This window comes from Flavivirga jejuensis (assembly GCF_030540765.1).
Classification (GTDB): domain Bacteria; phylum Bacteroidota; class Bacteroidia; order Flavobacteriales; family Flavobacteriaceae; genus Flavivirga; species Flavivirga jejuensis.
The window spans coordinates 19809-44112 of sequence record NZ_JAUOEL010000004.1; the positions used below are offsets into that span (position 1 = coordinate 19809).

A 24304-nucleotide genomic window follows, 5' to 3' on the forward strand; every position below is an offset into this window, starting at 1 on the left:
CCTCTTTCTTTTTCTTGAACCCCTTTGGTTTCAGGAAAGTATTCACTTCTTGCAGTAGATACTTTCTTAAATCCGTTTTTTTTAGCATAGTTATAAGTTAATCATTGGAATTCCCCGATACTTGCGTTGGGTGTAGCGTAAAGATATGTAATTTTGGTATTATGAGTGATCATATTCATAAGACTCATAATAAGAGTTTATTATTTAATCACAACTATGAAAAGATGCATACTTCACAGTTGAAGTTGTTTTGATACCTCGCATGTTTGCGTCGAGGTAGTTCATTTTTGAAACTAAATTTCCGCTAACGTTATTTGTAATGACTGATATTTGTGTGTCAAAACCTAAGCTCTTCCGGATTTGCAATCCAGGATCACTATCGTAGGGTTTGTAACCCGGGTACACTACAAATTTCTGGCGCCATCTATGGGAAAGGTCTGATTGAAGGCGGATCACAGATCCTACGATAATGGTTTGCGATTGCAAATCACGAACAGCCTGAGAGAGAAACACGAACAGCTTTGACACGAGTTTCCAAATGGTATTCCTCCAATAATGGTCTAAAAAACAATTTTATTTGATTCTTGTATTTTGATAGCTTATTCATTGTCCATCGTAGATACTTAGCAAATCACGTTAAGGAACGGTTTTCAAGGAATTCTTTGAGTTGTTTTAGTTCTTGGGTTTTAGCCTGAAATTGCCTTTCAACAGTGGTGAGTTTTCTCCAGCTACTAATGTACCCTTCCAAAAGAATGCCCAAATCTTTTCTACCTACCAAGTAAGCAAGAATAATCCCTGTTTGTGCTTTAAATATTGGGCTTAGATAATAACCTTCCAGTTCAAAGTTTCGGTTCATGTATTGTTCAATCGCCTCCAGGCTATTGTATTTTTCAAAAAAAGGCCCGATGTACTTTTCATAGTCTAAGTAAAAGTTTTCCAGCACCTGATCAGCGTCGTCCAGGGTCATTACCTCATCTTTATAGGGGTGTGGAACCGACTTTAATTTAGTAAGTGTTGCTATCAATGGACTGTACGAGTCATTCCTATATCCCTCGGTTTGCTGGTGAAAATCCCCATAGGTTTTGTCACATAAATTAGCACCAACTGTGGCACTAAAATTCAGCCAATTGCCCGCGGTGTTATAGTGAGTGACAATGACCCCCACTGTATTGCCACCCAACATAGAGTCAACCACGAACTCGTCATCCTTTTTTTTGAACCCTTTAGGCTTTAAAAAGGCTTTTACCTTTTTATCCAAATGCCTTTCCAATTCTCCTAATCGTACCATTAATTATAAATCTATATTAACAAAATTACCATTCACATCACCACCATACCGCTTACCGATTCTCCATCGGCTTTAAATTGAGCAGCGACGTAATCAACCTTCTTAGCTTTTCTAGGGTCTTTATTAGTTTTTAGTATTTTATACACCTCATTTTTTTCTCCAGCCTTCATATGATCTTTAAAAGCTTTCAAAGTAGCAGCATCAGTCAAAATATAATATTCTGCATCTACGGTCATATTAAAAGTCACATGTTTCTCTGAATTTGCATTTACTATTTCTCGTCATGTATTGTTCTATGGCTTCCAAGTTATTGTATTGCTCAAAAAAAGGCCCAATGTACTTTTCATAGTCCAAGTAAAAGTTTTGCAGCACCTGATCAGCATCGTCCAGGGTCATTACCTTGTTCTTGTGAAAGTACGAAATTTCCTTTAAATTAGTTAATGTTGTAATCAATGGACTATGATCATCACTACTAAATTCTTTGGTTTTCTCATCGAACTCCTTGCTAACCTTGTTCACAGCATCAGACCCTATTGTGGCACTGAAATTCAGCCAACTACCTGCTGTTCCGTAATAACTAATGACTATTCCAAACTGATTAACACCTATGTCAGAACAAATCAGGAAATCCTCTTTCTTTTTCTTGAACCCCTTTGGTTTCAGGAAAGTATTCACTTCTTGCAGTAGATACTTTCTTAAATCTGTTTTTTTTAGCATAGTTATAAGTTAATCATTGGAATTCCCCGATACTTGCGTTGGGTGTAGCGTAAAGATATGTAATTTTGGGATTATGAGTGGTCATATTCATAAGACTCATAATAAGAGTTTATTATTGTATCATTTGGTTTGTCCTATAAAATATAGGAGAAAATTTTTGACACCAGAAGTTTCACAAACGTTACGAAATATATGTTTAGAAATATCGAGACTTTATGAGATACATTTTTTAGAAATAGGTTTTGATATTCAAAAAATGACTTTCTAAGGCATAAATTGAAAAAAAGTGTTTTTTTTCAATGTGGACTATCATTCACTTTTGTATAGGATTATTACCCAATAAAAAACCTCTATCACTTTCGTAATAGAGACTTATGGTTTCTAATATAAAATAGTCTCCAATACAAACATGATTAGTCGTAGAACCGCTGCGCTTAATCTACGACCAGAAGGGTTGACACCTAGTTCCTCCAGTCTCCTTTTGGAGCCATATCCCACAGATTGGATTTATCATCCACGTAAAGAGCTTTATACACTCCTAATTCTTTAGCTTTTTCACTAATAGACACGGCTTGTTCTCTGTCCGGCATAATAAGTACTATCCTATCAATTTCTTGGCCGTCATCCAATTTTCTTGCCTCGGATTTATGAACAAGTTGCTCTTGTGTTTTGATGTCTAACACTCCATTTTCACCTAACTCACAAACCTTGAATGCTAATTTTGCAGCGCTATGGTAATAGGTGAAGAATTTATCGATATCCGTAACCTGACTAAGAGCTAAAGTAGAAACCGACTTTTTATCACCTTCCTTAGTAAAACTTGATTTTGGCTTTAAAACTAGTTTAGAATAAATCCAATCTTCTCTATCCATCAAAATTTGAGTAATACTGCTTTCATTGATTTCTTGGTCTGTACCCCAGTCTACCATAATCAAATCGCCCTTTTGTTCCCGAAAAACTCTCTTAGGCAATTCATCATTTAATAAATGATCCATACCTTCTATTTTGGTTGCTGGATTAATTTTTTCATAATAATGTGGTTGAATAAAATTAACTATTGAATTAGATTCTAACCATTTATACAACCTGATGGGCCTATACCGAGGGTACTCACTAATATTTGTCGAAATGGAAATTACAGGACCAAAAACAAACTCATGACTAAATTTTTCATAGATAGTCCACACCAGCTTTTTATATTTAGCTATTACTGACGGTGGGTTATCACTTGCCAACGAGATAGATATTTGTAATATCAAGCCACCAAAGTGTAAACATAAAGAATCTTTTAGGTCATCCTTCTTTTTACAAAAATTAGCCGAATAACTTGAAGAGGGGGCTTTTTCAATACCAAAGTACTTCATCCCATCTCGGACATTTTTAATCTCCGTATAATCAACGTATTTATCCATAAAATAATTAAAGTTCATGAAATTCATTTCTTCAATCACCTCTATCATTTCTTGAATTACATGACCCTTTTCGAGCCATATGTCTTCTGGCTCTTCATTGAACTGGAGACTAAAATTTAGATCTATTTCCATTTTGGTTTATATGTCTATTACATCCTTACTTGATGAGTCATTTGGAACAATTATGTTCACCTTTTCACCAAATATTTTTCTAAATCAGATCTCCAAGCATCAGCAGCTTCTGTATTACTGAAATAGTAACTAATTTTTGAAAAAGGCCCTACTTCTTCTTCACTACGGGCAAGTTTTCCTTTAGCTTTATTCTCTATTACATCCGCATAATCTCGCATCTGTTCTTTATGCTCAGGGGTTGGTTTTCCAGTAACCGGTTTCATCTCGATAATGGTACCATTAACATGACCATCGGCTCTTCTTAACTTTTTGACTTTACTGGTCTTAAACATTACTTCAACTCCACTAATATCTGGAACGTAAAGTTCTTCACCCCATTTCTCAAAGATTTCTCCAATTAACTTACTACCAACAATGGCCTCCAGGTTATTGTATTGCTCAAAAAAAGGCCCAATGTACTTTTCATAGTCCAAGTAAAAGTTTTGCAGCACTTGACCAGCATCGTCCAGGGTCATTACCTCGTCGTTATAGGGATGCGGGATTTCCTTTAAATCAGTTAATGTTGTAATCAACGGACTATAATCATCACTACTAAATTTATTGGTTTTCTCATCGAATTCCTTGCTAACCTTGTTCACAGCATCAGACCCTATTGTGGCACTGAAATTCAGCCAACTACCTGCTGTTCCGTAATAACTAATGACTATTCCAAACTGATTAACACCTATGTCAGAACAAATCAGGAAATCCTCTTTCTTTTTCTTGAACCCCTTTGGTTTCAGGAAAGTATTCACTTCTTGCAGTAGATACTTTCTTAAATCTGTTTTTTTTAGCATAGTTATAAGTTAATCATTGGAATTCCCCGATACTTGCGTTGGGTGTAGCGTAAAGATATGTAATTTTGGTATTATGAGTGATCATATTCATAAGACTCATAATAAGAGTTTATTATTGTATCATTTGGTTTGTCCTATAAAATATAGGAGAAAATTTTTGACACCAGAAGTTTCACAAACGTTACGAAATATATGTTTAGAAATATCGAGACTTTATGAGATACATTTTTTAGAAATAGGTTGTGATATTCAAAAAATGACTTCCTAAGACATAAATTGAAAAAAAGTGTTTTTTTTCAATGTGGACTATCATTCACTTTTGTGTAGGATTATTACCCAATAAAAAACCTCTATCACTTTCGTAATAGAGGTTTATGGTTTCTAATATAAAATAGTCTCCAATACAAACATGATTAGTCGTAGAACCGCTACGCTTAATCTACGACCAGAAGGGCTAGAGCAAAGATTAATCACTAAATGAATTTATCAAAATTTGCAGAAGGAAGGACTTTGATTACTTTTTTTCTAAACTCTTCAAGAATTCGCTCGGTAAAGGCTTCATCAAAATCTGGATCATTGATATACTTATATTCCCAATCTTTAATTCCTAAAAACTCAATCCTAGCCTCAACAAAAGTTATAAAATCAATATTCATTTTATAAAAATTTGTTCGTACTATTTTATAAATATCAGGTTCTTCTTGGTCTTTAATGAAGTTGATGAAATAATCCTGCATTTCCCCTTGTTCATCAAAAATCCTTGCTGAAAGCATTAATTCAGCCATTTTGGGATTATCATCGGCTTCTTCTTCATTAAAATAATAGACAGTGTCTTCATCTTTAAAAAGATCTGGAGAGTTCCATTCTAAATAAGACTCTTTCCATTTACCTCCCATCACCTCTTCTAATTCAAGGAAATTAATTTTTCCTTCTAACCACTCTTCGTCTTCAGGGGCATTATACTCCCATTGCACACGACAACCATTCATTTGATAATAAAACGCAAGCATACTTTCGGGTATTTCTCTACCATAGTCGCGCTTTATTTTTCTTAGCACAACTTCTTTCACTCCGTAATGTGCAGTATATGGGGTTTGATCTCTTCTATGACCTAATGAATTTTCATAATATTTAAACTCTATATTGGGATTGCTTTGTAGCTCTTTCATTTTGGCTATAAAACCTGCTCTGTAATCTACTTTATCTTGTTTTGTTACAAAGCGATTAAATACGCTATCCTCTAGTTCTGGTGCATTTCTAAAAGCACTTAAATCTTCGTCAGGAAAAAGGATCGCCATATTTTGATGGAAACTATCAGGAATGCTTCCATCAAGTTTATAACTATCTTCGGTTACGTATTCTTCCCAACAATATAATCCCATTGTCTTCTCGGTCAAGGAAAGATACTGCTCTAAATTGATGGTTAGCTTAACTAAGGTTTGAGGATGATCAAATAAATAAAGCTCATGAGTGTCATCATCATCACCTATCTTGATAAGAACCAACTTACCAAACTTTAAATCTTTAAGGATATAGAGTTGCTCTAAAAATTTACGTTTGTCTACATCATCTACTTTTGAGAAAAAAGGAATTCCTATACGAACATTGTCTTTAAAGCCTATTATATTCTGGAATCCTCCATACTCGAAATGCCATGTACCCCAAATCGAACCATAAGAATGAAGCAATCGATTTTGATGGCTAGGGTTGGGTATCATCCATTCTAATGCCTGCTTACCATACTGTTCGAGAAGTCTTTTTAATACATCAGGCAGTGTTAGGTTAGTTTCTTTTAATCTCTTTTCTATAGATGCATTATCGATAGTGCCCCCACAACTGAGGACAGAATCTTTAATTATACTAGGTTTAAATACCTTCTTTTTCTTCCAAATTTTCCTAAGCGCTGTCGAAAAATCTACCATCTCAATAATTCTTGTTTAACCAATGATTTAAGCCCTTCTATTATTCTTTCAATTCTTACTTCTTCCTCAGGAAACTGAATTGTTAATTTTCTCTCAAGTTACCTTCAAGTTCATAATTTCGGTTCATGTATTGTTCAATGACCTCCAGGTTATTGTATTGTTCAAAAAAAGGCCCAATGTACTTTTCATAGTCCAAGTAAAAGTTTTGCAGCACCTGATCAGCATCGTCCAGGGTCATTACCTCGTCGCGTTATAGGGATGCGGGATTTCCTTTAAATCAGTTAATGTTGTAATCAATGGACTATGATCATCACTACTAAATTCTTTGGTTTTCTCATCGAACTCCTTGCTAACCTTGTTCACAGCATCAGACCCTATTGTGGCACTGAAATTCAGCCAACTACCTGCTGTTCCGTAATAACTAATGACTATTCCAAACTGATTAACACCTATGTCAGAACAAATCAGGAAATCCTCTTTCTTTTTCTTGAACCCCTTTGGTTTCAGGAAAGTATTCACTTCTTGCAGTAGATATTTTCTTAAATCCGTTTTTTTTAGCATAGTTATAAGTTAATCATTGGAATTCCCCGATACTTGCGTTAGGTGTAGCGTAAAGATATGTAATTACATTAAAAACCTCTATCACAATCAAGTAATAGAGGCTCTAAATCTCTTTAATAATAAGTTCTAAATATGAGCATTGTAATGCTTCAAACCATCAAAGCTTTCTATTGGCTCTTGATAACGCTCGATAGACACTGGACTACCTAATTTATCTAAGGTTAAATCTTCATATCCACCACCGTAATATTCCCATTGATAACTAAGTCCATCAGTTGAAAAATCAGAATAAATCCCATATTGTACAATTTTAAACTTCTCATCTTCCTCAATTAGAACAAAAACAACTCTTAATTTTTTATTATAATCAGAAGGGTTTTGCTCAGAAGCATACACAAAAAAACATCACCATATTTATCAAAAAAATACTTACTTATCTTGAATAAGTGTCTTGGTAAGCAAGGTAATACCTTTTTCTTTCTGTAGAACTCATGCTTTCCTGCACTAAGAACATAAACCCCAACTCTCTAATTAAACTACCTAATGCTAATTGTTTTAGATCTTCCACGCCATCAAGGTAGTTCTGTAAACTTTTACGCTTCTTTTTCATAAAAACATTCGCCTCTAGTTCAAAAAAGTTCTCTACAAATTCTTTTGCCTCTTTCACTATAAGTTTACTTAATTACACTTTTCATATGTTTGTTACTAACGTCTACGTTCTTTAATTCTAGCTTTTTTACCAGTAAGACCTCTAAAGTAGTAGATTCTTGCTCTACGTACTTGACCACGTTTGTTAACTTCTATTTTTTGTAATGCAGGTAAGTTAATTGGGAAAATACGTTCAACCCCAATAGAACCAGACATTTTTCTAATGGTAAAAGTTTCTGATGTTCCAGATCCTCTTCTTTGTATTACTACACCTCTAAAAAACTGTGTTCTTGTTTTGTTACCCTCTTTAATTTCGTAATAAACAGTAATTGTATCTCCAGCTGAAAATTCTGGTAGATCTTTTCTTGTTACAAATTCGTCTTGTACAAATTTTACTAAAGATTCCATATCTTTAAATTTAATTATAATTAATCCAGAACAACATTCACGATTCTCGCCAGAGGTTAACCCGAAATTGGCTGCAAAGATAAGCAAAAAGAAATAAGTTAAAAGTAATAAGTTATAAGTTTTTTGGAAATACTCATTTTGAGCTTATATCTATTACTAACATTGTTATCATTAATAGCAGAGAGGCTATAATTTTTAAATTTAGAAGCTTTACAAATGAACTAAAAACCGTAAAAGAGTTATAATTATTAAGATTAGTTTAGATAGACTAATTCTATTAGGTTTCTTTTTCTTAAGACTATTATTTTAGTTGAAATTATAAGATCAATCTTCCAATAGATCTGGTCGTCGTTCTTTTGTACGTTGGTAAGCTTGTTCTTCTCGCCATTTTTCAATCTCAGGAAAATTTCCGCTGAATAGTAATTCTGGAACTTTCCAACCTTTATATTCACGAGGTTTGGTATAGATGGGTGGTGCCAATAAATTATCTTGAAACGAATCGGTTAGGGCAGAGGTCTCATTCCCCAACACACCTGGGATTAAACGAATCACAGCATCACAAAGTACAGCAGCTCCTAACTCCCCACCAGATAATACGTAATCACCAATAGAAATTTCCCGAGTTATAAATTGGTCACGCACACGTTGGTCTACGCCTTTATAGTGTCCGCATAAAATAATAATATTTTCTTTTAGAGATATTTGATTGGCAATACCTTGCTTTAAAGTCTCGCCATCTGGTGTCATATAAATAACTTCGTCATAATCTCTTTCTGCTTTTAAAGCAGAGATACATTTATCAATAGGCTCTACCATCATAACCATACCTGCACCGCCTCCAAATTGTGTGTCGTCGATAGATTTATAATTATCGGTAGTATAATCACGTAAATTATGGAAATGGACTTCCACTAAGCCTGCTTCAATAGCACGTTTTAAAATTGAAGCATCAAATGGGCTTTTTAATAGTTCTGGTAAAACGGTGATGATATCTATGCGCATTGGGTTGTTTTAAGGAATTACAAAGATAATTTAATTGTTTGTTATTTTGGCTCGTATTTTTTTGGAAGGGTGTATTCCAATAAGGACTTCTTCAAATATATCCATATTATTAATTAATATTTGAAATAATGTTTTTACTTAAATTAACACAGGTTGAAATTTAGGCTTATTTGATACCAATAGTATAAATACCTTCCATTTCGAAAATGTCACCATCAAAATCTAATTCAGGTTCTTTGATAGTTTCAGTAACGATTTGTTTAAAACCAGATTTGGTTAGTAAATTTTCAACATCTAATATGTCGTATTTTACAAATCCATGTTTAGAAAGTTCTATTTGATCCATAAAACTTTTAGAGCGGTATGCTATTAATAATTTACCTCCAGGTTTTAAAACCCTTAGTAGTTCTTTAGCGTTATCTTGTGGCTGTGGCCAAAAGTAAAGCGTATTGGTGGTTGTAATACAATCAAAAGTATGATCATTAAAAGGTAGCTTTTCAATAGAAGCTTGTTTAAAACTTACTTTTTCAGATTTAATTAATGCTTCATTTATAATTGTTGCTTCATTAACCATAGTAGGAGAGAAGTCAACACCTAAATAGTTTAAATCATCTGCCATTTTCAATAAATCTTTAACAAAAAAGCCATTGCCCATGCCAATTTCCAGAATATGATTTTTGTTTTTAGGATTAAGTACTTTATATGAGTTTAAGCAAATATGTTTGTTGCCTTTATTCATTTGTAACCCTACTTCTTTTCCTGTTTCACCTTCTGGTTGTCTAAGGTGCTTTGCAAGTTCTTTTGGGGTAAGTTTATTGTCAGGGTTAATTTTTTCTGCCATTTATTGAATGTCTTTATTCTTTTTTATTGTTATAGTCAAAAAAAAATCTGTAATAGTATATTACAGATTTATAAATTTCTTTTTCGGATTTATTTATAATCCTTTTTGTTTGTTTATTTCGTCCTGTAATTGGCGTCTTACTTTTTGCTCTCGCTCTAAAGCAGTTTTTCGGTGTTCTTCAAATTCTTCTTCAATTTCGGCAAGGGCACGTTTAGCGCCTTTAGTAATCGAATTGCTATTTTTAAATTTATAAAGAAATAAAATAAGTAAAGCTAATAAGCCTCCTATAATAGACCACATAAGAACGTTATAGCTTGCTTTACTCATTTGTAAACCAAACAAGGCCATATTATCTTTTTCTGAATTGGTTTTGTCTAAATCACTTTGTGTATTAGTAAGTTTCGATTTTAAATCTGAAATCTCTTTGTCTTGCGTTTTTACAACTAACTGCGTGTTAGCGAGTTTTTTATGTACTGCTTTTAAAGAATCTTGTGTATGTGCTTTTAATTGTGTTAACCAATGATATTCTACATTTTTGTAAACTTTACCATTGCCTTTATAGGTATACGATTTTTGAATGACGTATTCAAATTGACTACTTATGGTACCACTATTTAGCGAAAGCTTATCTTTTGCAATTTTTGTTTGAGAAAAAGAGATTAGTGAGGAGATAAATAGCAAAATTATGAGAGGGACTTGTTTAATAGAATTCATTTACGATTGGTTTTAGTGGTTCTGCGAAGTTATAAAATATTGTTTATTATACATTATAAATAAATAAAAAGCCTCATAAAATGAGGCTAATTTATATACGATTGAAATCTCAATTTAGATGACCTACATTAATAATATGTATAACGTCTAACTTTTGCAATATATTTTGCAAGTCTTATTACTTGGTGACTATATCCGTATTCGTTATCGTACCATATATATAAAACAATATTTTTACCGTCTTTGCGTACAACGGTTGCTTTGCTATCATAAATAGAAGGAGCTGAACTTCCTACTATATCGCTAGATACTAACTCATCACTTAGTTCGAATTTAATTTGTTCGACTAAATCGCCTTCTAAAGCATATTTCTTTAAAATGGTATGAATACTATTTAAAGATGTTTTAGTTTTTAACTCTAAGTTTAGAATGGCCAAAGAGCCATTAGGAACGGGAACCCGAATGGCGTTTGATGTAAGTTTGCCTTCTAAACTGGGCAAGGCTTTAGCAACAGCACTGCCAGCTCCAGTTTCTGTAATGACCATATTTAACCCAGCAGCACGACCACGACGGTATTTATTATGGAAATTATCTACTAAATTCTGATCGTTTGTGTAAGCATGTATCGTTTCTAAATGACCAGATTTTACACCAAATGAATCTTCAATAGCTTTTAAAACTGGTGTAATAGCATTGGTAGTACAAGATGCTGCTGAGAAAATATCAATTTTATCTGGATTATTTTCTGAATGATTTACACCATAAACGATGTTAGGAATTTCTTTTCCTGGTGCCGTTAATAATACTTTACTAGTACCTTTAGATTTTAAATGCCTGCTTAAAGCTTTTTTATCTCTAAAAGCTCCTGTATTATCGATTACTAAGGCGTCTTTTATTTTGTACTTAGTATAATCGATGTCTTCTGGAGCATTAGCAGAAATAATATTTACAGTAGTGCCATTTATAACTAAGGCGCTGTTTTTTATATCTACAGAAACTGTCCCTGAGAAATCACCATGAACCGAATCGTTACGTAATAAGGAAGCACGCTTTTCTAGTATTTTTTCATCAATGGCTCCTCGGGTAACAATGGCTCTTAAACGTAGTTGACTTCCCTTGCCAGTTCGTGTCATGAGCTCACGAGCAACTAAACGCCCAATTCTACCAAATCCATACAGAACAACATCTTTAGGAAAAATATCACCATTTTTGCTAGCACTTTTTAATTTTGCAGCAACAAAAGCGGTAGCATTGCTGTGCTTGTTATCTTCTAAGTGAAATTCATAGGTGAGTTTTCCAATATCCAATTTTGCAGGAGGAATATCAAGTGTTTTAATAGCCTGAGCTATTTCAACAGAATCGAAAATAGAGATCGGTTTTTGTACAAATTTACCAGCATATTCATGAAGGTTTAAAATTTGACTCACATTTCTATCAATAAGTTGATTTCTGAAAATTACTAACTCAATGGACTTGTCGTACCAAAGGTCACTTATAATTTTAATAAATTCTACGGTAGCTCTTCGACGATCTGCTTGAAAGGCTAACTCATTTTCATAAGCTTTGTTAAAAGACATTGTAAAATAGTTTAAAAGTTTGTTTAATTCTTGGCAAAAGTATCATATTTCAAACGTTTTCGTAGCGTATTTTGATAAAAAAATAATCCCATCAAAAAATTTAATTTTTGATGGGATTAAAAGCTTATTTTTATGGGTGATTTTTTATCTAAAAATCACTTCTTTTTTCTCTTTTCTTTTGTTAATATATGCTAACCTTTTAATATTTTCTTGAATATCGTCTCCATATTTTTCTTTTAGTTTGGATATATCTTCAATGGATTCAATTTTAATATCATTTATTCCAGTAATAATATAACCTTCAGAAATTCCTAAGTTAGAATACAGCCATTGGTTTTGTGTTTCTTTAACCATAACGCCGTAGTCAATATTATATGTTTCCTTAAAAGAATCTGATAAATCTTTTAATTCCATTTTCATAAAATTGATAGAAAACATTTCTGTTTTGGAAAGTGTTACAGGTAATGTTTTTAAGGTATTATTTCTAAGTAATTCAACAGTTACCACATCATTGGGGCGCTTTGTTTTTATATAACCGCTTAAGTCTTCAAATTTAGAAACTTCAATATTATCTAATTTTTTAATAACATCTCCTTTTTTTATACCAGCTTTTTCAGCTCCAGAATTTTTAATGACTTCACCAACATATACACCTTCTGTATAGTTAATACCAATTTCTTCGGCCGCAGTATTATTAAAAGTACCACCTTTTATGCCTAACACACCATTTTGTACATTGCCGTATTCCATAATATCTTCAATGACTTTACGTGCAATATTACTTGGTACTGCAAACGAATAACCAATATAAGATCCCGTTTGAGATGAAATGGCTGTATTGATACCAATTAGCTCACCGTTAGTGTTTACTAAAGCGCCACCTGAATTACCAGGGTTTACTGCTGCATCAGTTTGAATAAACGATTGGGAACTTTTACCTGTTAAATCTCTAGATTTAGCACTAATTATACCTGCGGTTACAGTAGATGTTAGATTAAAAGGGTTTCCAACGGCAAGTACCCACTCACCAATTTTAGCCTGGTCTGAATCTCCAAAGGTGGCATAAGGTAAATCTTCATCTGCATCAATTTTCAAAAGCGCTATATCTGTTTTTGGGTCTGTGCCAATTAATTCAGCTTTATATGTTGTATTGTTATTAAGAGTAACCGATAATTCATGTGCATTATCAATAACGTGGTTGTTTGTTATAATGTATCCATCAGCATTAATTATAACCCCAGAGCCTGTTCCTAATTGAGCACGTTGAGAACGTCTTCCAAAAAACAAATCTTCAAAAGTCATTTGTCCAGAACTAAGCGTCATATTTTTTACATGCACCACTGCATGAACTGTGTTTTCGGCTGCAACAGTGAAATTGGGTGTTTCGTTTGTGTTTAATAAGCTGTTTACACTTTTAGTAGGTAGAAAATTAGGTTTTGTTTCAGTGGGTGCTACAACGACTTTGTTTTCTTTTTCCAAAAATAATTTATAGGCACCAAGGGTTAAAGTACCACCTAACGCTGAAACCAATACTAATGATAAAATCTTTTTCATCTTTTTAAATTTTTTGTTTAATAAATGTACCTAGAACTTCTATACATTCAGAAATTCGGAAAACAAGAATTAATTGTTTAAGAATGTTTTACAATTAATTTTGTTACTATACATTTCTTGATTTTCAGTTTAATAACGTTCAAAATTAAATATTTATTGAAAAATCAATACTGTTTTAACGATTTTTAACGCGAATTTTAACGCCTATTTAACAGTCGAAAATACAGTTTAATATTTATATCTTTGTGTTTTATTATGAAACAGACTTTTTATAAATATCAGGGTACAGGAAATGATTTTGTGATGATTGATAATCGTCAGCAAACTTTCGACAAAAATAACACTAAACATGTGGCTTTACTATGTGACAGACGGTTTGGTATAGGCGCAGATGGACTTATTCTATTGGAAAATCATGATGATGTAGATTTTAAAATGGTTTATTATAATGCTGATGGAAACCAAAGTTCTATGTGTGGTAATGGCGGACGTTGTTTAGTCGCATTTGCTAAACAATTAGGTGTTATTAAGGATAAAGCCGTTTTTGAAGCTATTGACGGTTTGCACCATGCTACTATTGAAGGCGATATTGTGAAACTTCAAATGGTAGATGTTGATACTGTTGAAAAGTATGAAGACCATGTTTTTTTAGATACTGGGTCGCCTCATCATGTGCAATTTGAAAATCAGATAGAAGCATTTGATATAAAAGCTGAAGGTTCTAAAATTAGATATGGATCGCCATATAATGAAGCTGGAAGTAATGTGAATTTTGTAAAGAAATTAAACGATCAAACGTTTACAGTTAGAACTTACGAACGAGGTGTAGAAGATGAAACACTATCATGTGGTACTGGAGCTACTGCTGTTGCTTTAGCAATGCACGCTATTAATGAAACTACAGATCACCTTATAACACTTCAAGTACAAGGCGGCGAACTACAAGTGTCTTTTGAGCTTGAAGATGGCTTATACAAAAATGTATGGCTTATTGGATCTGCTAAATTAGTTTTTAAAGGGACTATATGATCACTCTAAAAGGCGAAAATATATATTTACGTGCTTTAGAGCCTGAAGATTTGGAGTTTATTCATACTATAGAAAATGATGAGACTATCTGGGAAATTAGCAATACGATAACACCATATTCTAAGTATTTAATAAAGCAGTATTTAGAGCAAGCACATAAAGATATTTTTGAAGTTAAACAATTACGACTGGTTATTTCGAGTTATAAAGAAGTATCTATGGGAATGATTGATTTGTTCGATTTCGATTTTAAAAATGGTAGAGCAGGTGTTGGTATTTTAGTGAAGGAAGCAAATGATAGAGGTAAAGGTTATGGTAAAGAGGCTCTTAAATTATTAGTGGATTATAGTTTTACGCATTTGGGTTTACACCAATTGTATTGTAATATCTCTGAAGAAAACGAAGCGAGTATGACGCTTTTTACAAATCAGGGATTTAAAAAAATAGGACTTAAAAAGGATTGGATTCATAGTAATGGTTCTTATAAAAATGAATACTTATTTCAGCTTATAAATAAATAAATAAATAAATTCTTGAAACGGACTATCACCCTAGGTAAACTATAGGAGTATTTTGTCTGTTTCATTTTGTCTTTAGAGACAAAGCCGAATTTTGTATTTTATCTCACCCAGAACTACCAAAAAAGGCAGTTATGACCTTTCCAAAGGAGAGGTGAATAGGAAACCCCGACCCAAGGGTCGGAGAATTTTTAGATTAAATGTATATAAAAAAAATACTTCTTACGATTGTAGTTATTGGCTTGGTGGTTGCAGGATTTTTTGCAAACTTTGTGTATAAAGCAATGCTAAAGCCTAATACGGCGTTTAATAACGACACGGCTTATATTTTTATTCCCTCTAATGCAGTTTATGAGGATGTTAGAAACCAGTTAGCACCATTATTAGATGATATCGATTCTTTTGATGATTTAGCTGAACAAAAGAAATATACAACAAATATTAAAGCTGGGAAGTATGCTATTAAAAAGGGGATGAGTAATAATGATATTATTAACTCTATTCGTAGCAAGAATATACCAATTAAACTCTCCTTTAACAATCAGGAAACCCTTGAAAAATTAGCAGGACGTATTGCTGTACAAATAGATGCAGATAGCACTTCTTTGCTAAAAGAAATGAAAGATGAATCGTTTTTAGTTAAAAACAACTTTAAAGAAGCAACAGCTTTAGGTATGTATTTACCTAATAGTTATGAGTTTTTCTGGAATACATCAGCCGAAGCGTTTAGAGATCGTATGCTTAAAGAGTATAATCGTTTTTGGAATGATTCGCGAAAAAATAAAGTAAAAGCAATTAATTTGTCTCAAGACGAAGTTATAACCTTGGCATCTATAGTATATGAAGAATCTAAACAAGCTGACGAGCAACCAAGAATAGCTGGTGTTTATATAAATAGATTAAAAATGGGGATACCATTGCAGGCAGATCCCACACTTAAATTTGCCGCTTATAAATTACCTGAATATAAAAATACTATTATTAAACGTGTTTTAAATATCCATAAAGAGATCGAATCTCCTTATAATACATATATGAATGCAGGGTTACCGCCTGGCTTAATTGCTATGCCAGATATATCTGCTATTGATGCTGTTTTAAATTATGAGAAGCATGCATACATATATTTTGCTGCCGATGCCAAACGCCTTGGTTACCATAAATTTGCTAAAACGTTAGCACAGCATAATGCGAATGCCAGAGCGTATCATCGTTATTTGTCATCTCAAGGTATTAATAAATAGTGAGACACTCTGAAACAAAATATATTCTTTTATTTACGCTATTAACATCTCTTTCTTATTCACAGTCTAGGCTAAATGACTTTTTAACGTCTAGTGATACACTTAATAAACCTAGAAGAAACGCAGTCGTTATTACTGAGGCATCTATAGCTGCTATAACTTTAGTAGGATTGAATCAACTTTGGTATGAAGATTTCGATAGATCAAAGTTTCATACTGTTAATGATAACAGTGAATGGCTCCAAATGGATAAAATAGGGCATGCCTTTACAGCTTACCAAATGGGAAAACACGGTGCGCAACTACTTAATTGGAGTGGTGTAGGGAATAAGGATCAATTAATTTATGGCGCCACTTTAGGTTTTGGTTTTTTAACGGTTGTTGAAATTTTAGATGGATATTCGAAAGAATGGGGTTTTTCGTGGGGAGATATTACAGCAAATGCAGCAGGAACAGGTTTGTATATTGGACAAGAATTATTGTGGGAAGAGCAAAGAATTGCTTTAAAGTACTCGTTTCATCAAACGCGCTATGCGAATTTAAACCCAGATAAGCTAGGGGAGCACTTTTTAGAGCAGGTATTGAAAGACTATAATGGGCAAACTTACTGGCTAAGTGCTAACTTACATGCCTTTTTTAAAGAAAGTAAAATTCCTAAATGGTTGAACATAGCAGTAGGTTATGGAGCAGATGGAATGCTTTCTGGAACGAAAGATATTGACAATCAACTGTTAACAACTAATCGAAGGGGGCGTCAATACTATTTAAGTTTTGATGTAAATTTGAATGCTATTAGGACAAATTCAAAATTATTAAAGTCTGTTTTAAGCATTTTTAATATGGTAAAGATACCATTCCCTACATTAGAAATCAATGAAAACAAGTGTGTATTTCATCTATTCTACAACTAAAAAACACACATAATCGATTAATTTTGAAAAAATTAAAAAAAAGCCTAATTTTGCACGCTGAAATTTCAAGGAGTATTTTACTATAAAAATGCACTGAAAAAATTTAAAATTATGATAAAGAATATTGCAAGTTATACAACCCTCTCGCTTACAATATGTTTTATATTGTATGATGTATCGTTCTCATCTAATGAGACAGTTAATTTAAGTAAAGAACATTCTACAGAAGGATTAGACTTAAATTACACGGTATTAGATGATACAAGCAAAGATTCTAATTTGTTAGCATCTAACGAATTGTTTACACCTTATTTAGGAAAATCGTTTGTTGGATTTAAAGAAGCATTGGCTTTTAGAGAATCTGGTGGTGATTATTTTTCTGTGAATACATATGGGTATTTAGGCAAATATCAATTTGGAACAGAGACTTTAAAAATGATTGGAATTAAAAATTCAGCTAAATTTTTAAAGAACCCTAAGCTTCAAGAGCGCGCTTTTATTGCAAATGCAGAACGTAATAAATGGATTTTAAGACGTGATATTAAGAATTTTGTTGGAAAACGAATTAATGGTATTATAGTTACAGAGTCAGGTATTCTCGCTGCAGCACATTTAGCAGGTCCTGGCAATGTGAAAAAATATTTAAGAAGTTATGGCTTAGATAATTTTGCTGATGGATACGGAACAACTGTGTATCATTATATGAAACGTTTTTCAGGATATGATACGTCTTTTGTAAAACCAAATAAAGAAGCAAAGGCTATATAGTTATAGTTGCAGAATAAATTCCGAGATGTTTTTTTTATATTGAGGTTTTAACTAAAACTATGATTTTCGTTCGAGTAAGTTGAAGTCTAGCTTTTATGAATAATAAATATTGTAGGTCTCTTATGTAGGTCTACAATATTTTTTTTCCAGGCACTAGCCGTTTGTGTTTTTATGAATTCTGTGCTTAAAGTTATGTCACATGCTACAGATATCTCAGTATTTTTTTCTAGTGTATGACATAAGTCTTCCAGCATTTTATTGTTTCTATAGGGCGTTTCTATGAATAATTGTGATTGATTGTGTTCAAAAGACAGACGTTCTAACCGTTTAATTTCATTTTTTCGATCTCCTTTATCTATAGGTAAATACCCATTAAAAGCAAAACTTTGTCCGTTCATGCCAGAACTCATTATGGCCATTAATATGGATGATGGTCCCACTAAAGGTACTACTTTAATGTTTTTTTGATGTGCTAGTTTTACAATATCTGCACCAGGGTCTGCAACTCCAGGGCATCCAGCTTCAGATAAAAGCCCAATATTAGTTCCATTTAAACAAGGGGTTAAAAAACCAGGTAACTCACTTACATCTGTAAACTTATTTAAGTGAAACATGTTTAAAGATGGTTGTGGTTTATCGGGAGTAATTCTTTTTATAAAACGTCTTGCTGTTTTTTCATTTTCAACAATATAAGTATCGGTTTGTTCAATGATTTGTTTTACTGAGATGGGTAAAACTTCCAACGGATCGTTGTCTCCTAATGTTGTAGGGATTAAATATAGCTTACCTTTAGCTGTGCTTGTATCCATGAATTGTTTGGTTTAAGTCAACGTTTCAGCAATCACACCACAAGCTTCATCTAACATTTTGTAAACGTTTTCAAAGCCTTCGTCTCCGCCATAATATGGATCTGGAACATCGTAATTTTGATTTGGATAAATTTCGTTTAAAATGAATTTAACTTTTGCAATATCTTCATCGTTTCTTGCTAGTGAAATAACATTATTAAAGTTCGAATCGTCCATGACATAGATTAAATCGAACAAATCAAAATCTGAAGTTTTAAATTGTCTTCCTTTTAAATTAGAAATATCTAATCCGTATTTTCTAGCTACTGCTACAGAGCGTTTGTCTGGAGAATTTCCAACATGATAATTAGCCGTACCAGCAGAATCTACTTTAAATAAATCGCTTGGAAGTTTAGATTTTAAAATACCTTCGGCTAGTGGAGAACGACAAATGTTTCCCAAGCATACCATCAGAATTTTAGTCATTATAAGTGAGTTTTAAACTGAAAGCTTTTTAGTGATATCCTCAACATATTTTCTAAATTGTTTATCTGTTGAAGATAGATTATCTACTGTTTTACAAGCGTGTAAAACAGTGGCGTGATCACGTTTTCCTATTTGAGAACCAATACTTGCCAGTGATGCCTTAGTGAATTTTTTAGCAAAAAACATAGCTAATTGGCGCGCCTGAACAATATGGCGTTTTCTTGTTTTAGATTGTAAAGTATCAATATCCATTTGGAAATAATCTGATACTACTTTTTGAATGTAATCTATAGAAACTTCGCGTTTGGTATTCTTAACAAATTTTTCAACTATAATTCTAGCTAAATCAATTGTGATTTCTTTTTTATTGAATGAAGATTGTGCTATTAATGAAATGATAGCGCCTTCTAATTCTCTAACATTCGTTTTAATGTTTTTTGCTACGTATTCAATAATATCTTCTGGCATATCAACGCCATCACGATATAATTTATTTCTAAGTATAGAAACTCTAGTTTCGAAATCTGGTGTTTGTAACTCGGCAGAAAGTCCCCATTTAAAACGAGATAATAAGCGTTGCTCAATATCTTGCATATCAACGGGTGCCTTATCACTAGTTAGAATAACTTGTTTACCGTTTTGATGTAAATGATTAAAGATATGGAAGAAAACGTCTTGTGTTCCTGTTTTTCCAGAAAGGAATTGAACATCATCAATAATTAATACGTCAATAATTTGATAAAAATGGATAAAATCATTTCTATTGTTTTTCTTAACGGCATCTATATATTGTTGTGTAAACTTTTCTGCAGAAATATATAAAACAGTTTTTTCTGGATATTTATCTTTTATATCAACACCAATGGCATGTGCTAAGTGTGTCTTGCCTAAACCAACACCTCCAAAAATTAAAAGCGGGTTAAAAGAAGTGCCTCCAGGTTTAGCAGAAACTGCTAATCCAGCACTGCGAGCTAAACGGTTAGAGTCGCCTTCTAAAAAATTTTCAAAACTATAATTAGGGTTTAGTTGAGATTCAATCTTAACATTTCTAATCCCTGGAATTACAAAAGGATTCCTTAATTCTGGACTTTTATTGTTTAAAGGAATGTCTACATCTTGAGATTTTACAGAGCCTCTATTTGTACTTGGAATTTTTTCGGTAAAAGGTTGTTTATTGCCATACGTGTTTTCCATTTTTATAATGTAAACAAGTTTAGCTGTTTCACCTAACTCTTTTGTGAGTGATACTTTTAATATTTTTACATAATGCTCTTCAAGCCATTCATAAAAGAATTTACTAGGAACTTGAATGCTCAATGCATTGTCAGTAAGTTTAACTGCAATAATAGGTTCAAACCAAGTTTTGTAAGCTTGCGGTTGAATGTTATCCTTTATAAATTCTAGACAATTATCCCATACCGATTGCGCAGTTATACTCATTAGTTAAGTTTAAGTCGTTTTTGTTAGTTAGTTTTTTTAATACGATGAAAGAGTGAATTCCCCCATAGCCCCAATTTACTTGTGGCAAAGATGTGAACAAAATTCTTAAAAAAAAAATCATTTACTATAGAATTTTCAGAATTTTTTCCCCATATTTAAGCTCATCCCGAAACTACAAAAAAAAAACTAATAATACTTATGAAAGTCGATGAAATACAAATAAGAGTGAGATATGGTGAAACTGACCAAATGGGTGTTGTCTATTATGGTAATTACGCATTATACCTTGAAATGGGAAGGGTTGAATGGTTGCGAAAACTTGGTGTATCATATAAATCAATGGAAGAAAAAGGCATTATGTTACCTGTAGTTTCTTTGAACATAAACTATAAAAAATCAGCGGGTTATGATGATGTAATTAATGTAAAAACTCAACTAAAAAGTACACCTACTACTAAGATTGAATTTGAGCATGAAATCACAAATGAAAAAGGAGAAATTTTAACAAAAGCGACTGTAGTTTTAGTTTTTATTAATACAAAAACCAAGCGGCCAATAATGATACCTAAATATCTTTTGGAGCTTATGGAAAGCTAAATTTTTTATGAAGTGATTTAATCTTTTTTCAAAGGGGTACAAGTGGCTTTTTCTTGTTCAATTTTTGCCTTTTTTTGTGAGTTATAACATTGCTGAAAATCACAAAAAACGCTTTATTTGATCATCAAATAGCTGTTTTTTGTTGCAAATAAAAAAGTTTATACTGCTTTAATATCTATTTCAAAGAGATGATTAAAAGTTTCAAAAATAGATGGGGCATTTTTTTTTCTCACAGAAATAGTGATTTTACAATCCATTTCTAATACCTGATTGATAATATTTAAGTTTTTTTCTTTAATAATACGCATCACTTTATTCATGTTTTTATAATCGAACGAAATAAGGTAATCTATATTTATCGTCTTTTCTATAATGTTAGCACCTTTTAATGCTATTTGTGCTGTCGTTTTATAGGCGTTAATTAAACCACCAACACCTAATTTAACGCCGCCAAAGTATCGAACTACGACAATTAAAATATTAGTAACCTCAAAAGATTGTATTTGCCCATAAATGGGCATGCCTGCAGAATTACTTGGTTCTCCATCATCATTTGCACGATAGGAAATAGTTTCTGTTCCTAATTGATAAGCGTAACACCAGTGTCTTGCGGCATGATGTTCTTTTTTTAATTTTTCTAAATAGTGTTTTACATCATCTTCATTTAATACAGGAAAAGCATATCCAAAGAATTTACTGTTTTTATCTTTAAATAATACTTCTTCGGAAGCAATATCGATGGTTTTGTATGTGTCTTTTTCGGTCAAAAAATTAGAATAAATTGCTTTTAGTTTTAAACAGGTTACTTACATCTTCTGTGGCAGGGTTAATGTTCCAAGTCTTAAAATCTAAAGATTTAGCGGTATTAATGTTGTCTGTATTGTCATCAATAAAAAGACATTCGTTTGCGTTTAATTTATTCTCATTCAACACGAATTCAAAAATATCATGATTAGGTTTTCTTAAATGTATTTCATGAGATAAATAAAAAGTATCAAAGTAGCTTTTGAATTCTTCATATATAGGGATGTGTTTTTTTATCCAATCAATATGAAGCTCATTCGTATTACTTAATAGTATAAGCTTGTAATTTGAATCTGATTTAAGTTGTTTTAAGAAATCTAGTCGGTGTTTAGGGAAATCTTTTAATATAAAATTCCAAATATCAATTATTTCATCATTTGAAAGTTTAGGGAAATTTTCAGTATGAAATTCAAGAAATTCATCGGTTGAAATGAGCCCTTGCTCATAAAAACTATTAAAAGCAATCATTTCCTCTGATAATGATTCAATTTCAAAAGACTTAAGTATATGTTCTTGAGATCCCTCTATATCTAAATTTATAAATACATTTCCGAAATCGAAAATAATAGTTTTAATCATTTTTGTAAATTTTAAGAATGTCTGTTATAATTTTTTCTTCAGAAATTAATTTACCCAAAAAAATAGGAGCTTTTGTGCCTTCATTAAATTCAATGTTTCCTGTAAAGACTCTCGCCTCGTCCCATAAATTGGCATTAATAAATGTTTGAAGTGTTTTTTGTCCACCTTCTATAATCACAGAGTTGATGTCATTTTTATATAAAACGTCACAGATTTGTTTAGCAATATTTTGTTTTGAATTCCAATCAATAAATTCCAAATTCGAATTATGTTGTTTTAATTCTTGGTCTTTGATCTTCTCGCTTAAAATAATAGTTTTTGCTTCATTATTGAAAACAGACGCTTTTTTATTGAGTTTTAAAGTGCTGTCTAAAACAATTCGAATGGGGTGGGTGCCTTTCCAATCTCTAACTGTTAAACTAGGGTTATCTTGTAAAACAGTATTTGTGCCCACTAAGATTGCTTGTTCTTCAGATCGCCATTTATGAACGAGTTGTCTTGAATATTTATTAGTGATCCAAACTGGTTTTTGCTCTTTTCTGTTTTTTGGTGCTATAAAACCATCATTGGTTTCTGCCCATTTTAAAATGATATATGGACGTTTTTTATTGTGATATGTAAAAAAGCGTTTATGATGCGCTTTACATGCAGACTCTAAAACTCCAACATTAACATGACAACCAGCTTCTCTGAGTTTTTTGATGCCTTTTCCTGCAACTTTTATATTATCATCTACACAGCCAATAACCACATTTGGAATTTTATGTCTAATAATAAGGTCGCTACAAGGTGGGGTTTTGCCAAAATGTGAGCAAGGTTCAAGTGTTACATAAATAGTAGATTTTTTTAATAAGGTTTTGTCTGCAACAGCATTTATAGCATTAACTTCTGCATGATTGCCTCCATAGGGGCTTGTGTATCCTTCTCCTATAATCGTGTTTTTGTAAACAATAAGAGCGCCAACCATGGGGTTGGGTCTAACAGAGCCTAAACCGTTTTTAGCAATTTCTATACAGCGTTTTATGTAGATTTCGTGACTATTCAATTATTTATAGTTTAATCTTCACATTTTCGGTTTCATCAATATTATAGGTATACGAAAAGCCTAAAGCTTTGTATATGATATCTCCTTTATATTGTACTTTCATTTTTTTATTAAATAAGCTACCAAGTAATCTGCTAAGGTTTTTATCACTAAAAATACTATCGGTTGGAATGTTTACTTTTAAAGGAATAGAAAATTCTTTTTTTGCAGGGACTTTAAAGCTTTTAGTTGATATGTTTGCCATTTCATTATCATTAACAAAAACCTTTATTTCATCAGTTTTTAATTCGCCACCAATATCATTTTTGTTTACAAAAAAGGCATCAGCAGTAAAAGTGATATGTTTTGAGGTTGATTCTTGAACTTTAATATTCTTGACATATAAAAATTCTGGTTTTTCATTAACAGAGCAACTAAAAAAAATAAATAATATTGTTGATAAAATAATGATATTCCTCATTTTCATTTTTTTAGATTTAAGTA

30 protein-coding genes are annotated in these 24304 nt (G+C 32.3%); 8 read left to right on the plus strand and 22 right to left on the minus strand.

Annotated elements, in window-relative coordinates:
• Window positions 1–631: 631 nt before the first annotated feature.
• Genes Q4Q40_RS11685 through Q4Q40_RS11695 form a run of 3 tightly spaced genes read right to left on the minus strand, consistent with a single transcriptional unit; the run spans window position 632 to window position 2005 of the window.
• Window positions 632–1288 (minus strand): hypothetical protein, encoded by a 657-nt coding sequence (locus Q4Q40_RS11685; protein ID WP_303301992.1) that lies wholly within the window; start codon window positions 1286–1288, stop codon window positions 632–634.
• 32 nt (window positions 1289–1320) lie between these two features.
• Window positions 1321–1524: a hypothetical protein gene (locus tag Q4Q40_RS11690; RefSeq protein ID WP_303301994.1), complete on the minus strand. Its 204-nt coding sequence runs from the start codon at window positions 1522–1524 to the stop codon at window positions 1321–1323.
• Window position 1525: 1 nt separating this feature from the next.
• The gene (locus Q4Q40_RS11695) at window positions 1526–2005 is read right to left on the minus strand and encodes a hypothetical protein (protein ID WP_303301995.1); all 480 of its coding nucleotides are present in this window, start codon (window positions 2003–2005) and stop codon (window positions 1526–1528) included.
• A gap of 73 nt (window positions 2006–2078) precedes the next feature.
• Here Q4Q40_RS11695 and Q4Q40_RS11700 point away from each other — a divergent pair, with 73 nt between their 5' ends.
• On the plus strand, window positions 2079–2273 hold the full coding sequence (locus Q4Q40_RS11700) for a transposase (RefSeq protein ID WP_303301996.1): 195 nt from the start codon (window positions 2079–2081) through the stop codon (window positions 2271–2273).
• Between the two features lie 193 nt (window positions 2274–2466).
• On the opposite strand, the gene Q4Q40_RS11705 is transcribed toward Q4Q40_RS11700, so the two are convergent.
• Together Q4Q40_RS11705 and Q4Q40_RS11710 are read right to left on the minus strand one after the other, a co-directional pair.
• On the minus strand, window positions 2467–3549 hold the full coding sequence (locus Q4Q40_RS11705) for a hypothetical protein (RefSeq protein WP_303301997.1): 1083 nt from the start codon (window positions 3547–3549) through the stop codon (window positions 2467–2469).
• A 56-nt stretch (window positions 3550–3605) separates the two neighbouring features.
• On the minus strand, window positions 3606–4385 hold the full coding sequence (locus Q4Q40_RS11710) for a hypothetical protein (protein WP_303301998.1): 780 nt from the start codon (window positions 4383–4385) through the stop codon (window positions 3606–3608).
• A gap of 73 nt (window positions 4386–4458) precedes the next feature.
• On the opposite strand from Q4Q40_RS11710, the gene Q4Q40_RS11715 reads away from it, so the two are divergent.
• Window positions 4459–4653, plus strand: a complete 195-nt coding sequence (locus Q4Q40_RS11715) for a transposase (protein WP_303301999.1) — start codon at window positions 4459–4461, stop codon at window positions 4651–4653.
• 205 nt (window positions 4654–4858) lie between these two features.
• Here Q4Q40_RS11715 and Q4Q40_RS11720 read toward each other — a convergent pair whose 3' ends face one another.
• From Q4Q40_RS11720 to Q4Q40_RS11765, 10 genes are all read right to left on the minus strand, one after another.
• Window positions 4859–6307 carry a hypothetical protein gene (locus Q4Q40_RS11720; RefSeq protein WP_303302000.1) on the minus strand — a complete coding sequence of 483 codons (1449 nt, stop codon included), beginning with the start codon at window positions 6305–6307 and terminating at the stop codon, window positions 4859–4861.
• A gap of 237 nt (window positions 6308–6544) precedes the next feature.
• Window positions 6545–6826, minus strand: a complete 282-nt coding sequence (locus tag Q4Q40_RS11725) for a hypothetical protein (protein WP_303302001.1) — start codon at window positions 6824–6826, stop codon at window positions 6545–6547.
• A gap of 168 nt (window positions 6827–6994) precedes the next feature.
• A complete protein-coding gene (locus tag Q4Q40_RS11730) occupies window positions 6995–7264 on the minus strand; it encodes a hypothetical protein (RefSeq protein ID WP_303302002.1) in 270 nt (89 codons plus the stop codon).
• Window positions 7265–7301: 37 nt separating this feature from the next.
• Window positions 7302–7535, minus strand: a complete 234-nt coding sequence (locus Q4Q40_RS11735) for a hypothetical protein (protein ID WP_303302003.1) — start codon at window positions 7533–7535, stop codon at window positions 7302–7304.
• A gap of 38 nt (window positions 7536–7573) precedes the next feature.
• The gene (gene rplS, locus Q4Q40_RS11740) at window positions 7574–7924 is read right to left on the minus strand and encodes a 50S ribosomal protein L19 (protein WP_303302004.1); all 351 of its coding nucleotides are present in this window, start codon (window positions 7922–7924) and stop codon (window positions 7574–7576) included.
• 324 nt (window positions 7925–8248) lie between these two features.
• On the minus strand, window positions 8249–8926 hold the full coding sequence (gene trmD, locus Q4Q40_RS11745) for a tRNA (guanosine(37)-N1)-methyltransferase TrmD (protein WP_303302005.1): 678 nt from the start codon (window positions 8924–8926) through the stop codon (window positions 8249–8251).
• 166 nt (window positions 8927–9092) lie between these two features.
• Window positions 9093–9767 (minus strand): class I SAM-dependent methyltransferase, encoded by a 675-nt coding sequence (locus Q4Q40_RS11750; protein WP_303302006.1) that lies wholly within the window; start codon window positions 9765–9767, stop codon window positions 9093–9095.
• A 93-nt stretch (window positions 9768–9860) separates the two neighbouring features.
• Window positions 9861–10481, minus strand: coding sequence for a tRNA (guanine-N1)-methyltransferase (locus Q4Q40_RS11755; RefSeq protein WP_303302007.1), 621 nt, complete (start codon window positions 10479–10481; stop codon window positions 9861–9863).
• Between the two features lie 128 nt (window positions 10482–10609).
• Entirely contained in the window at window positions 10610–12058 is a 1449-nt protein-coding gene (locus Q4Q40_RS11760; protein WP_303302008.1) for a glyceraldehyde-3-phosphate dehydrogenase, read from the minus strand.
• 144 nt (window positions 12059–12202) lie between these two features.
• Window positions 12203–13612: a trypsin-like peptidase domain-containing protein gene (locus Q4Q40_RS11765; RefSeq protein WP_303302009.1), complete on the minus strand. Its 1410-nt coding sequence runs from the start codon at window positions 13610–13612 to the stop codon at window positions 12203–12205.
• Between the two features lie 255 nt (window positions 13613–13867).
• Between Q4Q40_RS11765 and dapF the strand changes: the two genes are divergently transcribed.
• The 5 genes from dapF to Q4Q40_RS11790 all read left to right on the plus strand — a co-directional run bounded on the left by dapF (window position 13868) and on the right by Q4Q40_RS11790 (window position 18082).
• Entirely contained in the window at window positions 13868–14641 is a 774-nt protein-coding gene (gene dapF, locus Q4Q40_RS11770; RefSeq protein WP_303302010.1) for a diaminopimelate epimerase, read from the plus strand.
• Complete coding sequence (locus tag Q4Q40_RS11775) at window positions 14638–15162, plus strand: GNAT family N-acetyltransferase (RefSeq protein WP_303302011.1); 525 nt, start codon at window positions 14638–14640, stop codon at window positions 15160–15162. Before dapF ends, Q4Q40_RS11775 begins: the two co-directional genes overlap by 4 nt.
• A gap of 197 nt (window positions 15163–15359) precedes the next feature.
• On the plus strand, window positions 15360–16403 hold the full coding sequence (gene mltG, locus Q4Q40_RS11780) for an endolytic transglycosylase MltG (protein ID WP_303302012.1): 1044 nt from the start codon (window positions 15360–15362) through the stop codon (window positions 16401–16403).
• On the plus strand, window positions 16403–17314 hold the full coding sequence (locus Q4Q40_RS11785) for a DUF2279 domain-containing protein (protein ID WP_303302014.1): 912 nt from the start codon (window positions 16403–16405) through the stop codon (window positions 17312–17314). Before mltG ends, Q4Q40_RS11785 begins: the two co-directional genes overlap by 1 nt.
• Window positions 17315–17425: 111 nt before the next feature.
• On the plus strand, window positions 17426–18082 hold the full coding sequence (locus Q4Q40_RS11790) for a lysozyme family protein (RefSeq protein WP_303302016.1): 657 nt from the start codon (window positions 17426–17428) through the stop codon (window positions 18080–18082).
• Between the two features lie 86 nt (window positions 18083–18168).
• Here the strand turns inward: Q4Q40_RS11790 and Q4Q40_RS11795 are convergent, their stop codons facing one another.
• From Q4Q40_RS11795 to dnaA, 3 genes are read right to left on the minus strand one after another with little or no spacing between them, the layout of a single operon-like run.
• Window positions 18169–18891 carry an SAM-dependent methyltransferase gene (locus tag Q4Q40_RS11795; RefSeq protein WP_303302017.1) on the minus strand — a complete coding sequence of 241 codons (723 nt, stop codon included), beginning with the start codon at window positions 18889–18891 and terminating at the stop codon, window positions 18169–18171.
• Window positions 18892–18903: 12 nt separating this feature from the next.
• Window positions 18904–19356 carry a low molecular weight protein-tyrosine-phosphatase gene (locus tag Q4Q40_RS11800; RefSeq protein WP_303302018.1) on the minus strand — a complete coding sequence of 151 codons (453 nt, stop codon included), beginning with the start codon at window positions 19354–19356 and terminating at the stop codon, window positions 18904–18906.
• Window positions 19357–19368: 12 nt separating this feature from the next.
• Window positions 19369–20796: a chromosomal replication initiator protein DnaA gene (gene dnaA, locus Q4Q40_RS11805; protein WP_303302019.1), complete on the minus strand. Its 1428-nt coding sequence runs from the start codon at window positions 20794–20796 to the stop codon at window positions 19369–19371.
• A gap of 198 nt (window positions 20797–20994) precedes the next feature.
• On the opposite strand from dnaA, the gene Q4Q40_RS11810 reads away from it, so the two are divergent.
• Window positions 20995–21393, plus strand: a complete 399-nt coding sequence (locus Q4Q40_RS11810; protein WP_303302020.1) for an acyl-CoA thioesterase — start codon at window positions 20995–20997, stop codon at window positions 21391–21393.
• Window positions 21394–21551: 158 nt separating this feature from the next.
• Here the strand turns inward: Q4Q40_RS11810 and Q4Q40_RS11815 are convergent, their stop codons facing one another.
• The 4 genes from Q4Q40_RS11815 to Q4Q40_RS11830 are packed head-to-tail and all read right to left on the minus strand — an operon-like array spanning window position 21552 to window position 24281.
• Window positions 21552–22160, minus strand: a complete 609-nt coding sequence (locus Q4Q40_RS11815; protein ID WP_303302021.1) for an IMPACT family protein — start codon at window positions 22158–22160, stop codon at window positions 21552–21554.
• Window positions 22161–22164: 4 nt separating this feature from the next.
• Window positions 22165–22776 carry an HAD family hydrolase gene (locus tag Q4Q40_RS11820; protein ID WP_303302022.1) on the minus strand — a complete coding sequence of 204 codons (612 nt, stop codon included), beginning with the start codon at window positions 22774–22776 and terminating at the stop codon, window positions 22165–22167.
• Window positions 22769–23821: a bifunctional diaminohydroxyphosphoribosylaminopyrimidine deaminase/5-amino-6-(5-phosphoribosylamino)uracil reductase RibD gene (gene ribD, locus Q4Q40_RS11825; RefSeq protein WP_303302023.1), complete on the minus strand. Its 1053-nt coding sequence runs from the start codon at window positions 23819–23821 to the stop codon at window positions 22769–22771. Before ribD ends, Q4Q40_RS11820 begins: the two co-directional genes overlap by 8 nt.
• Before the next feature lie 4 nt (window positions 23822–23825).
• On the minus strand, window positions 23826–24281 hold the full coding sequence (locus tag Q4Q40_RS11830; protein ID WP_303302024.1) for a hypothetical protein: 456 nt from the start codon (window positions 24279–24281) through the stop codon (window positions 23826–23828).
• Between the last annotated feature and the right edge of the window lie 23 nt (window positions 24282–24304).